The following is a 13,345-nucleotide window of genomic DNA, read 5'->3' on the forward strand; positions in this document are numbered from 1 at the left end:
ACCGCAAAATTACTGCATCTGGTCAACTTTACCACCCGATTTGATCAGCTCAAGCGTATACGCGATCTCTGGGTCCTTACCCGACTGGATATACGTAGTAAATTTTGTCAGCGGAATTTCCCTGTCAGGGATAATACCACGGCCATTGTCGGCGCTGGCATTAAAGAAATACAACTCCGATAACGGCACGGTTAACACGCAATTAGTTTTTGGCAACAGGTATTTCAGAAACCACGCGGCTGTAGTAGCGGCCACCCCACTGCCTGTTTCCTTCCCGATGATCTCGCCCCGTTTGTTTTTCTGCACAAGCGAAGCAAAGTAAGTAGCCGCAGAAACAGTGCCACCGCCCGTCAGCACATATACGTTCCCATGAAACGCATCTTTATCGGGCGGAAAATTTTCCAGTAACCCTTCTTTCAAACGGGCATTACCCACATAAAATCCGGAAGAGTCTTTATCAAACCGCTGGTAAAGAAAATTTTTATGCCCCTGGATATCTTCGTCAGATAACCGCCTGCCATTATCCGCCACCGCATATTCCGGGTAGGCCAGGTCTATGGTACGGGTGCGGTAATTATAAACATTCCGGAAAGGCGCATCTACCAGGAAAGAATAAAGTAATGCAGAGATAGCCGGATTCCCACCGCCGTTACTACGGATATCTATAATCACCTGCTTGTATTTCCGTTTGTTTACTTCCCGGAAAAATTCACTGAACTCTTTATAAGCGTCCGCTTCATTTAACGCAAAGGTATTTACGGTGAGCAGCCCCGTTTGTGTATCATCAAAATAATTATTGTAGATGTAATACGCCCGTTGCAAAAGGTTCACCGGGAATACCGACTGCCGCCCTGCATGATAAGCTTGTGTAGGATCTGCAGCAGGAAGCGTAATCCGTTTCACCTCCCTGCTCCCCGGCGCCAGAAAAGCTACCTGGTAACTTTTAAGCCGCGGGCTACGCAAACTGAAAATTACCTGGAAATTAGGGTACAGCCTGTCCATCCCGGTAGTAATGTAGCCATCGCTGTAAGCCGGCGCCGATAAGGCCCCGAGAATCTCTTTCGCCGGCACGTTGTTAATACTCACCAGCTCCGCCCCGAAAGGAATACTGCCGCCTTTGAGGTTTACGAATATCTTCTCCCGTTCTATCACCACCGGAAACGGAAAAAAATTGATCATGCTGTACAACTCCTTCCCGTTGTTATTTGAAAACGCCAGGTTGGTGTGTACATCCTTTACCAGGTAAATAGGCGAATACTGCACGCCCGACAATACATCCGGCTGCTGCGCTACCTTATTCAGTAATGAATCCACTTTACGCGCAAAGGTGACGGAGTCTATAAACTTATACGGATTGGGATGTTGTTTTTTTAAGATCTCCACCGCCAGTTTAAAATCTGAAATAAGATCTTCCTTTGTCAGGTTCGATAATTTTTTTTCCTGTGCGGCTGTGTTCAGGCAATAGAAAGCCTGTATGGCGGTTACGCCAAATATCAACAGTTGCTTCATATGATGTTATTGTTTTTCTGTGTTAAGAACCGATCAGCTCCAGGATGCCTTCATTCCGGATGATCATCATTCCCTGACGGTCTTCCGTAATGCCTTCCTGCAACCGGTAAGTATAACGCGGACGGTTGCCATCCATAATAGTTGGTAAATAAACGAATTGTACATTACTGCTGCCTCTTAATGCCTCCCCCACTTCAATGATATGCGTTGATACAATAAAGAGGCAGTCGTGGTACTCCGCAAAAGCGGCCGTCACCGCCAGCGTACCATCGTACGCATCTTTTACGTTGGTACCTTTGAACAGCTCATCAAACATCAGCAGTAAGCGCTGCCCGCTGGCGGCGGCTTCTGCAGCGTGTTTCACGCGTACCACTTCTGCGTAGAAATGGCTGTAGCCAAGACTGATATTATCCGCCACATTGATAGAAGAATATATTCCCTCCCGCACAGAAAACTGCATATGCGCCGCCGCCACCGGGAATCCCATGTGCGCCAGGTACATCCCGATGCCTACAGATTTCATCAGGGTGGATTTACCGGCCATATTGGCGCCGGTTAAAAACAACACATTGCTGTGTTCATGCATCTGCACAATGTTTCCTACGGCGCCGTCGATACATGGGTGGGCCAGTTCTTCCGCGGACAACATATTTTCCGTGGGCGGCAACGCATCCGCATAGGTAAATCCCCTGGCGCGCGCCACATCACTCACCGCGATGTTTACATCCAGCTCATAAATAAATGACAGCACTTCTTCCATCTCTTTCCGGAACCTGCTCTTCAGCAGGTGATCATAAAAGGCCAGGGTTTTCACCGGCAACGCCTGGTAGATATCCATATTCAGCAGGCGCTCCAGCAGCTTATCGGAGAGGATGGTTTTTACCGCCTTTAAACGGGCGGCATAAGCCCCCATATCGGGCGGCACCATTTCGAGAAAAGAATAACATCGCTTCAACGTAACAATCGTTGCCTGCAATCCCTGCACTTTTTTCTTGTAGCGTTCGTCGCGGGTAAGACCGGAAAGCCATTTTTTTAAGAGGGTATCCGCCAGCGTCAGCAACCCGTTGGCCAGCATGCCTGCATCCAGGTACTCGCGCATTAAATTCAGCTGCGATATATCAAAAGGAAAATTCAGTTTTGCCCGCTGAAAACTCCGGAAAACACTGCTGCGGTCATTGATGGCGCCGGCCTCCTCCAGCGGGTGACGAAACATATCGTCGAGCAACTGTTCCCCTCCTCTCGTTTTTACGTGGTTGAACAAATGATATACGGAGCCCTGCCGGTACTTGCCCAGCAGGTTCAGTTCATCCATCGTTTGCCTGTCTGTATTAAAACCCATAATGATTATTTTTTTATTTCACAAGATGTGCAACGCTACGCTTCTTCCCGTTCTTCAATGTTTCCAGGATCCCTTCGTTCCGGATAATGATCATACCATGCCGGTCGTCGGTGATCCCCCGCTCCAGTGTGTAGGTATACTCCGGCGTATGGCCGTTCATGCGCGTAGGTAAATACAGGAACCCGATACTGCCCCGTTGCTTTAACTCTTCCCCGGCCTCCACAATGTGCGAGGAAATGATGAACATACTTTTCTTTTTCCCTGCAAAGGCACTGGTAATAGCTACAGTGGCTTCATGCGCATCTTTTACGTTGGTGCCGCGGAACAGCTCATCAAATATTACCAGCAACGATTTTCCGGCGCTTAGTTCTGTTGCTATTTTTTTTACACGCAGCACTTCCGCATAAAAGTGACTGGCGCCAATACCCAGGTTATCCGGCAGGTTGATGGTAGTATAAATACCATCCATTACAGAAAACTCCATGAACGCCGCGGCTACGGGAAAGCCCATGTGCGCCACATAAACCGCGGTGCTTAAAGAACGCAGAAAGGTAGACTTGCCCGCCATATTGGCCCCGGTTAAAAAGATCAGGTTCTGACTGGCATTCATCTCCAGGTTGTTGCCCACAGGCTGTTTCAGCCCCGGATGATATACCCCTTCCAGCTTCAGCGCAGCAGTACCTTTGTCCAGCGCTTTTGGAAAAACGAATTGCCTGTCTACCGCTACTTTTGCCACGGAGAGATACACATCCAGGTAATAGATATAGCCCATCAGTTTCTCTATCTTATACCGCTCGCGGGTCCGGAACAGCAGATCATAGGCGGTTACGGCCGCATAGGATAACTTCCCTTTCCCGCTTTCTTTCAGCGCCGGTTCAAAAGCGGCATCCGTGAGTAATACGGCAATGCGTTCCCGTTCCCGTGCATAGGCAATGATACCGGTTACTGCTTCTTCTTCTATAAAATTTTTTATAAGATGAATAAGCGATATCACGGCGCTTACCCCGTTGGCAATATCTTTTTCACTCAGTACCGTTTGTTTTTCGCCGGTATTTGCCAGGTACTTCTCGGCCATATCAAACAAGGCCGCATCAAAGGGGAAGGCCAGCTTCAGGCGGGCAAAATGCGCAATTACGTTGCTCCGCCTGTTGATCTCCTCCCGGTCCGACAGTGGATTACGGAACATCTCTTCCAGTACCTTTTCGCCGCCGCGGGTGTGGGTATGATTGTACAGGTCGTAGATGCCGCTCACATCACGTTTACCAAATATCCGGAGGTCTTCTATCGTTTGATCATCTGTTTGTAAGAACATAGTTTCCGTTTTATTTTCTCTTACGCCTTATCAATAATATGATGGCGAATAGCAGTACTGCGCCCGGCAGTATCCATACGTATAAAATCTTCAACATTGCTGCTGTGGCCGACGAAACGGTGAACAGGCTATCCAGTGGCCGGGGCCGGGGTGTATAGATAGGATAGTGATTGAAGTCGAGCCAGCTGTAAAAACCCTTGCTAACGAAGCCGCCGCCCTGGCGCAGGTTGCTGAACACATCTGCATCGCCGCCTAAAACAATCCGTTGTTCCTTGTTGTTCACCTTTCTTTCCAGGGAGATGAAGGTGGCATAAGCTTTCGCCTGGCTATCGCCTTCCGCGGGGTTAAATACCGGCGGTGTGGAATCGGTTACCAGTGCGCCGGCTTTCAGCCATGCCCTGTTTTCTATTGTTTGCAGTAAAGGCTTTATCACAAAGGCGCCGGTATCTGCATAAGCAAAAGCGGTAGTTCCCGGCGTGGTGATGAACATGCTGTCGCCATGTTCTTTATACGCTTCCCTCAGCAGGATGAGGGCCGGTTCATCGGCCAGGTAAGCCGTGGTATGTGTAAGAAATGGCGTCGCCATATGCGGCATTTCATCCCTCGAAAGCTGTACCAGGGTACCGTCCATTAACCGCACGCCCAGCTGTGCCAGTAAAGGGTTGAGCAGCTGTTGCTTGCCTGGTTCACCTACTATGAACAGGTTGCCGCCTTCATCGATATACTGTTTCAGTTTACTCATTGTGGTGGCGCTCAGTGCTGTTTTTGGATCTGCCAGCACCAGCGTGGTGGTATTGGCAGGAATATCGGCGTTGTCCAGCGAAAGCGTGTCCGATTCAAAGCCTGCATTGATCAGCGCATTGCGGTTCGTTTTATCAATGGTATGAAGCCTGAATTCCCGCTCCCCTCTTTTGGTAATACTCCGTTCCAGGTTTCCTGTCAGGAAGATGTTTCTTGGCAGATCGGCTTTTAAAAGCCGTTTCAAGGCCGGCGCCACCTGCTCTTCCTGGGGCCAGAATACGTTGTCGTCGAAAGTCCGCACGAAAGCAGTTTCACCTTTGTACTTCAGCTGCATTACCAGCCGGTAATTTTCCGGTCCCAGGTCTATCTTCTTACGGATCTCTTCCCGCGGCATAAACATGGAAGCATTCAAATCATATCCATCTGCTACCTGCGCTGCAATTTCTTTCAGATTTTTACCGGGCCAGTTTCTGTAAATGGAACTGTCGTTATCATCCGTATCATAGTAGTACACGTACTTAAAAGTGATATCCGGCTTAAAGCGCTGGTAACGCTCCCAGAGAGCGGCCAGGTAATCGTTGCGGGTTTCGGGAAAACCGCGGTTGGCGCCGTTACCCAGCAGGTTGGTATAAAGCGTGATCTCCAATGGTTCTTTGCCAAGTTCTTTGATGATCTTTTGCGTATTCGGATGCAGGGTATTAATATCGCCCACGGTAGTATCCCAATAGCCGGTTAAAGCCGGGCGTGACGATACATAACCAATCGTCAGCACCAGTATCATTACCGCTGCATATCTTGCTGCCTTCACAAACCAGGGCTTTGATTCCCGGCCACCTTTCAGTTTGATCATCGTAAAAGACACAAACATGTAAATGATCAGTACAAAGTAGATAACATCCTTTGTGGTAATGAGTCCCTGCAACATTTTCCCGGTGCGGCCGGAGAGAGAAAGGAAATAGGTCAGGTCTCTCACAAAATCATACTTCTGCCATAAACTGCCGATACGGCCCAGGATAAAAACAATCAGGAAGCTGCCAATAGCGGATACAATCTGGTAGGTAGTAAGACTGGACATAAACAACCCGATGGCGGTATAGCTGCACATCAACAGGTAAAAACCCAGCATAGCAGATAGCAACATGCCATAATCTGCCGACCGGATATTAAAGAGACCCGTTACAATAAAGATCGCTACAATACCTACCAGCAACAGGTTATACAGCATGATGGCGAAGTATTTGCCAAAAACAATTTCGCGCAACTTCACCGGGGAAGAATAGAGTAACTTGATGGTGCCATTGTTAATTTCGCGGCTGATCAATCCCATCGTAAGCAATGGAACAAACAGGTAAAGGTTTTGCAGCACATTGGCAAACATACCCGCCGGATCTAAAAAAATTCCGGACGTCAGCGAAACATTAAAGTCTTTAAACTTCGGATTATTTTTCTCAAAGATCTCCTGCCATTTGGTAAACGGATATAATGTGTAGGTATAAAAAAACGCACATTGCACCATAAACGCAATCGTCAGGAACCAGGCTACAGGAGAATAAAAGAGGTTTCGAAGCTCTGTTTTCGCAACTTTAAATATCATCTTCATGTCGTGAGTTTATTGGTGGGATTGAATAGTTAATTGCTTGAAAATATCGTCGAGCAGTCCTTTGTCAAGACTGATCTCCTGGAGCCGCCATTCATGCTGTACACTGGCCGCAATAATCCTTTCCGTGATATCCTTCTCTCCGTCGAAATAAATACGCGCCTGTTTTTCGGTGAGCACCTCTACTTTGGAAACTCCCCTGATCTTCATCAGCTCGGCTACAGGCGGCATATTTTCCATCCCCACCAGTACTGTATGCGGCTGCACATAGTTGTTGAAGGCGTCCATTGTATCGGAGAAAATGATCCGTCCTCCTTCAATCATGATCACCTCTTTACAGAGCAGGTGTATTTCAGACAAAATATGCGACGACAATAACACCGTATGATCCAGGGCTATTTCCCTGATCAGTTTACGGGCTTCAATCAGCTGGTTAGGATCGAGCCCGTTGGTGGGCTCGTCCATTACTACCAGTTTCGGTTTATGGATGATGGCCTGTGCAATGCCAACCCGCTGGCGGTATCCGCCGGAGAGGTTGCGGATCAGCCTTGTGCTGAAGTGTGCAATGCCGCAACGTTCCTTGGCTTCGTTCACCGCCGCTTTGATGCGGTGCTTTTCTATTAAGCGCAACTCCGCGCAATAAGTGAGGTATTCATCTACCGTAAGATCTGTATACAATGGAGGATTCTGCGGTAAAAAGCCGATCTCTTTTTTTGCCAGCTCCGGCTGCTGCCTGATATCGATCCCGTTGATATAAACACGGCCTTCCGTTTGGTTCAGCACACCGCACATAATATTCATGGTGGTAGACTTCCCTGCCCCGTTGGACCCCAGCAATCCTACTACGCCGGTTTGCTGTATTTCCAGGTTGATATCACGTATTGCCCAGGATGTGCTGTACCTGTGTGAGAGCCCCTCAATTTTCAGTATAGTGCTCATAGTGCGTTTTTAATAAATAAATATTGATGAATGAATTCAGTACCTGACCAACATTACTGCGGGTGCGTTTACACCTGTACCACCGGGAATTCCCACCAGTGCCAGGGTAAAATTCTTATACATCCAGGGATGCGCATAAATAGTATTCTGATGATAGATGCCCTCTGTGATATAGCTTCCCAGCAATGCGCCGCTGACCGCATCGCGGAACTCAAATTCATAGTCGTGTACCTCAAATCCGGCGGCATACTTCTTAAAAACAGTGCTGCCTTTATAGGGCAGGCGTGCTACTTCCGGCGCGCCTGTTTGCCCTTTGATGCTGACGCTGATATCGCTGCTGCCGGGGGAAAGGTTTACAAACCTCATTCCCATTGAGCTGTCGGCATGATACGGCAGGTCATCCTTCACCAGCATAGTATCCGGCGCCGACACCGTACCGGTTAAAAACAACGTTTGAACAGAACCAACGGGCAGGTCCAGCACCAGGTTAAAAAGAGGAACACTTTTCTCCGTCGTATCGGGATACTGGTACAGGGCTACCGGTTGGGTGCCGCTAAACTGTGCATAGCGGTTACTATTATTATTAAATGTTTTATAGATCAGCTGGGTGGCGTGATAGTACTCAAACGGGTTACCTCCCTTGAAATTAGTGACCAGCGGGCTACTGCCCACTACTGCGTTAATCAGGGTGAGTGATGCGGCGCCGGGCGCCACCGTTTGTTTGGCGCAGGAGGCCAGTATCAGCATCAGCAGCGGGGCTGTTATCAACCTGCTGCGAAGCAGCTGCCATGCGGTTGCGTAGCGGGGAAATATCTGCTGCATATTAATAACCGGGATTTTGAGTGAGGAAATGATTGACAATAATTTCCGATACCGGAACAGGATAAAGCAATTGATAATCGCCTGACCAGGGTTGCTTCAGCGGCATGGCCGACAGCACATCATGCGCCATACCGGTACGCTTCAGATCAAACCAGCGGTGGCCCCATTCTGCGAACAACTCTATTTGCCGCTCCTTTGCCACTGCAGCCTTTATTTGTGGCGCCGTGAGCGTAGCCGGCAGATCACCTAACCCTGCCCGGCGGCGGAGTACATTCAAATCAGCAATAGCTGCAGCGGCGCCTCCGGGGCCTCCGTTGGCAGCGGCTTCTGCACGTACCAGGTACATCTCGGCAAGACGGAATACTACATAGTATTCTTTTGCTTCTGCGCCGAAAACCCCGTTGCTGATCCCGATCCTGTACTTAGCCGGGTAATGGGTGGTCTCCCCGGGGGTACCTTGTGAGCCGGTGTTATTGGTGCTGTCGGTCCATGCTACAAAGCGCTGGTCCCCTTCTTCAAAACTGTTCAGTAATTCATCGGATAAAACAAACTTTGCGATGCCGGTGACGGGCACACCAGGCAGCATCTGGTATCCTTCCGGGGTAGCATTCTTCAGCGTATTATCCGTATTGGTTTGTTTCAACTGCCAGATAGCCTCGCGGCTCTCCTTCAGGAAAACACGTGTCAGATCAGTTTCCAGGCCATACGATGCTACGTTGTCAATCACTGTGGTGGCGGCAGCGGCGGCATTGCCATACTCGCCCAGGTAGAGATATACTCTTGCCAGCAAAGCATTGGCGGTGGCTTTGTTGGCACGCACCCTTTCCCCGTTACCGGTAGGATAGCTCTCCGGTAAATTATCCGCAGCATCCTTTAAGTCGGATACGATCTGCTGATACACCTGTTGCTGTGGTGTTCTGGGCATGCTGCTGGTCTGGTTAAAATCTACCGTGAGTGCAAGGGGTACATCGCCAAATAAATTGGTGAGATAGAAGTAAGCAAAGGCGCGGATAAATTTTGCTTCGCCGGTGAGCGCTTTGCGTGTACTGTCTTTGATCGTTACCGCCGTAGATGCCGCAATACCTTCTATTACCGAGTTGGCTGCATAGATGGTTTTATAGGCCGTTTCCCAGGCCAGTATTGGCCTGTCGGTATTATAGATGTTAACCTTGTTGGTACTCAGTACATATAACGCCTGGTCGTTGGCGCCGGAATAGGAATACATCTCACCGGACGACAATCCGCCCATTATGGTAACCAGCCCGGCACTGAAAACGCTTTGTGCGGACGACCATGTACTAAACGATTTATCTCCATTAATCATAATGCTGTATATGCCGGCCATTGCAGCATTGGCCTTTGCTTCCGTGCTGAATACCTGCGTGGTGGTAATGGTATTCACCGGCGCGGGAATAGCGATCAGCTTTCTGCAGGATGAATGTATCATGCTCCAAAAAAGACTACTGATAACGACGAGTATTGTTCTTTGATAGATCCGCATCACTGGTATTTTAAAGCGTAAATGATAAGGCGCCGGAAAAGGTGCGGCCGGCCGGAACAGCTGAATAGTTCTGTATCTCCGGATCTAAACCCGGATAATTGGAAATCGTGAAAATATTCTGCAACCGGAACGACAGGGTACATCCTTTCAATCCTGCTTTCTTTGATAATTTATCGGAGAAGGAATAGCCAATGGCCACCGACCGGAGACGCAGGTAGGACGCGTCTGTGATACCTGCATCGGAAGCGTTTATATCTCCTACAAAATAAGTGGAATAGCGGGCGTACCGCGCGTTATCACCCGGCTTTTGCCAATGGTCACGGAGTGCTTCTACAGGAAAATTATTCATCTGCCCTTTTACGTTAGTGATAAACGGATCCTGTCCCAACTGCTTCTTGAAATCAAATAAGAGATTAACGGAAAGCCCCTTATAGTTCACAGTGCTGCCAATACCGCCAAAATATTTCGGGGTCCTGTTGATGGCGATGTACCGGTCGTCATCCCCGGTACCGGCAGGAATATTGTAATTGTATTTTGCGAGGCCGTCTTTGTTATAATCAACAAAACTGTATCCACCCGTTTGCGGATCTATCCCCTGGTAATGCAGTAGATATTCTGCATTCAGCGACTGCCCCACTTTATACCGGGTGAAGTAAGGCGATAATTCAATACCCGGATAAGACACCAGCAGGTTGCGGTTGGTAGCAATATTGAAATTCACGTTCCACATTATATCCTTTTTCCGGATCAGCGTAGCAGAGATCATTCCTTCCCATCCGCTGTTTTGTATCAGTGCCGGCCAGTTGCCCGTCACAGATTTGAAGCCTGTATAAGCAGGCGTGGGCAGGCCGGTGATCTGATCCCCGGAACGGTTCCTGTATGTGGATACCTCCACACTAATGCGTTCTTCCAGGAAGCTGGCGCTGAAGCCTGCCTCAAATTTTTTATTTGTTTCCCAGTGATAATCCTGGTTAACGGCATGTATCGGCACAAAAGGCTGCACACCATTGTAGCCGGGAAGCGGCGCAATATCGCCAGGTGCTATTGCCGCCCATTGCGACAGGTACTGGTAATCCGATGGCGCATTTCCCCCAACGATACCGTAGCTGACTCTTAACTTCATAAAGGTTACCCACGACGGCAGGAAACGTTTGATCCATTTTTCTTCTGAGAAGTTCCACGCCACAGCTGCCGATCCGAAATTCCCGAACTGCCTGCCGGGTGCAAAACGTGAAGACCCATCCCGCCTGGCAGTCATATTCAGGATATACTTGTGCTCCCAGTCATAATTGATACGCGCCAGAAAACCTATATACTTATACTTACTGTACCCTTCACTGGTTTGTGAAAAAGGCGCGCTGCCCACAGTATGAATCAGGTCATCATCGCCGTAACCGGCGGCAAATGTGGTGGTGCCGTTTGTCATGGTGGATTGATACGTACCACCCACCAGGACGCTCAGATCGCCCCGGCCTATAAAGCGGCTGTATGTGAGCTGCGGCTCAACGGTCAGGTTTGAATTTTTCGATGTACCGAAAACAGCTGACCCGGTGGGATTACCAATCGGGTTCTGCGACGCGATGGGCATGAGATAGTTGTTTGCCCCCATCATATAGGAGTAGCCCCCGGTAGTAACAAATTTTAATCCTCTTGCCAGCTCATAGCCCATCCTCATACTGCTGCTGAACTGGTTGGTTTGCGCATTATTTGTCCGTAGGAGATCCGCAAAAGGAAACTGAGCTCCTATACCGGCGGCATTCCACTCTGCATAGTTTAGCTCACCTTTGCTGTCGTATACCGGTGGCGCATTGGGAGCCAGCGTTATTACGGAGGCGTTGGCAAAAACTGCATCTACGTTTGTATAGCTGTAACCAAGCGTCAGTCCAAGTGAAAACTTCTGGTTAACGCTGCGTACATCAACACTGGATGTTATGGACGCCTGCTGATTAAGACCGCTGTTCTTCACCACATCTTCCTGCCGCGCATAATTCGCACTGATGCGGTACATGGCCAGGTTATCGCCGCCCGTTAAACTGGTTACCACTGCACTCTGCTTACCGGTTCCCAGCAGTACTTTTTGCCAGTCGGTATACCGGGTGCTATCCCACAATACCAGGTCCGGTGCGGTAGTCAATGTTGGAATTATACCATCGTTCCGGAACGCCTCCCGCCGCATCTGTAAATACTGCGGGGTGTTCAGCATCTGGTAGCGTTTGGGCACATCAATAATTCCCTGGTTAACTTCCATGTTGAAGGTAGTTTTTCCCGGCTTGCCTTTTTTGGTGGTAATTAATATCACACCATTCGCAGCGCGGGAGCCATATATAGCCGTGGCATCTGCGTCTTTCAATACTTCTATACTGGCAATATCCCTTGGATTCATGCTGAACAAGGGGCTTTGCCCGCCGGTAACTGAAAGCCCTCCCTGGATATATCCCGGCGATGCACCGCCTTCATACCTCACAGAACCACTTACATCCAATACCGTTAGCGGAACCCCGTCTATTACATATAACGGATCAGACAACATATCGGGGCTTAGTGAATTACGCCCCCTTATTTCTACTTTCACGGGCGAAGCAGCGTAGCCGCTGGTTTGTGTAACCAGTAAACCTGGTACTCTCCCCTGCAATGCCAGCAATGGATTCATCACCGGCTGTCTTTCTATTTCTTCCGCCGTTACCCTGCTGATATTCCCGGTAGCCAACCGTTTGCTGGTAATACCATACGCCTGCACTACTGCCTGGTCTAACACGCTGGTAGCCGTTTTCATGGTTACATAGAGCAGCGACTGCCCTATTGGAACGGTTACATTCACTTTTTCAAAGCCGATACAGGTAATCGTGAGCTGCTCATTATCCTTTAACTTTCTTAAAACAAAAGATCCCTTTTCATCCGTTTGCGTTCCTTTGGCAGAACCATTCACAATAACGCTGGCGCCTATTACCGGGGCGCCGGTTTTTTCGTCATACACCAGCCCGGAAATATCATGTACAACCGGCTCCAGAGTAAACTTCACCGAATCCGGCATATTATCCACCCTGGGGAAAACAACAATAGTAGTCCCTACAATGGTATAGCTCAAAGGTTGTTTAGCCAATATCGATTTCATAAATACTTCCAGCGGCTGCTTTTTTGCATTCACAGAAATGGCCACGTTTACATTGATCAGCTCGGGATTAAAGATCACCGCGTAATTGGCCTGTTTCTTTATTTCGGTAAAAGCCTGTTGCAACGGTACCTGTTTGCCGCTGAAGGTGATGGTCTGGGATAATACGTCGACTGGCAAACCCAGTGCAGCAGTGATAAGAAAACAAATCATCAGCCTGCTGAACACCCGGTCCCTCCTGCCCAACCGCTTGTAAAGTCTGGATTTTAGCATAACAATTTTTTGGTTGATTTAAATAACTACTTCTTTCCTGTGGAGCATACCGCTCCCGGAGGAGTCACTTTTGCTGTGATCATTCCCCGCTTCAAATGCATGTAATTTTCAGTTTGGACAAAGCTCCGCCTGCAGCGTTACCGCTTTGCTTTTAAACATACCGGACAGCTATCGTTCCGGACTGGCATACCCCTTAAATTGAT

8 protein-coding genes are annotated in these 13,345 nt (G+C 48.8%); all 8 read right to left on the bottom strand.

The window, feature by feature from the left end; translation table 11 throughout:
• Nucleotides 1-9: 9 nt before the first annotated feature.
• On the bottom strand, nt 10-1,509 hold the full coding sequence (locus tag V7S65_RS31010; RefSeq protein WP_336389442.1) for a S41 family peptidase: 1,500 nt from the start codon (nt 1,507-1,509) through the stop codon (nt 10-12).
• 22 nt (nt 1,510-1,531) lie between these two features.
• Nucleotides 1,532-2,848, bottom strand: coding sequence for a MutS-related protein (locus V7S65_RS31015; RefSeq protein WP_079472402.1), 1,317 nt, complete (start codon nt 2,846-2,848; stop codon nt 1,532-1,534).
• Nucleotides 2,849-2,861: 13 nt separating this feature from the next.
• A complete protein-coding gene (locus tag V7S65_RS31020; RefSeq protein WP_336389443.1) occupies nt 2,862-4,160 on the bottom strand; it encodes a MutS-related protein in 1,299 nt (432 codons plus the stop codon).
• Nucleotides 4,161-4,170: 10 nt separating this feature from the next.
• Nucleotides 4,171-6,501: a Gldg family protein gene (locus V7S65_RS31025; protein ID WP_336389444.1), complete on the bottom strand. Its 2,331-nt coding sequence runs from the start codon at nt 6,499-6,501 to the stop codon at nt 4,171-4,173.
• A gap of 9 nt (nt 6,502-6,510) precedes the next feature.
• Nucleotides 6,511-7,437, bottom strand: coding sequence for an ABC transporter ATP-binding protein (locus V7S65_RS31030; RefSeq protein WP_336389445.1), 927 nt, complete (start codon nt 7,435-7,437; stop codon nt 6,511-6,513).
• 36 nt (nt 7,438-7,473) lie between these two features.
• A complete protein-coding gene (locus tag V7S65_RS31035; RefSeq protein ID WP_079472406.1) occupies nt 7,474-8,259 on the bottom strand; it encodes a DUF4397 domain-containing protein in 786 nt (261 codons plus the stop codon).
• Nucleotide 8,260: 1 nt separating this feature from the next.
• Nucleotides 8,261-9,706 carry a RagB/SusD family nutrient uptake outer membrane protein gene (locus tag V7S65_RS31040; RefSeq protein ID WP_336389446.1) on the bottom strand — a complete coding sequence of 482 codons (1,446 nt, stop codon included), beginning with the start codon at nt 9,704-9,706 and terminating at the stop codon, nt 8,261-8,263.
• 64 nt (nt 9,707-9,770) lie between these two features.
• Nucleotides 9,771-13,142, bottom strand: coding sequence for a SusC/RagA family TonB-linked outer membrane protein (locus V7S65_RS31045; protein WP_336389447.1), 3,372 nt, complete (start codon nt 13,140-13,142; stop codon nt 9,771-9,773).
• Nucleotides 13,143-13,345 lie beyond the last annotated feature (203 nt).

The sequence above is a fragment of the Chitinophaga sp. CCNWYY40 genome, assembly GCF_037483205.1.
Lineage (GTDB): Bacteria > Bacteroidota > Bacteroidia > Chitinophagales > Chitinophagaceae > Chitinophaga > Chitinophaga ginsengisegetis.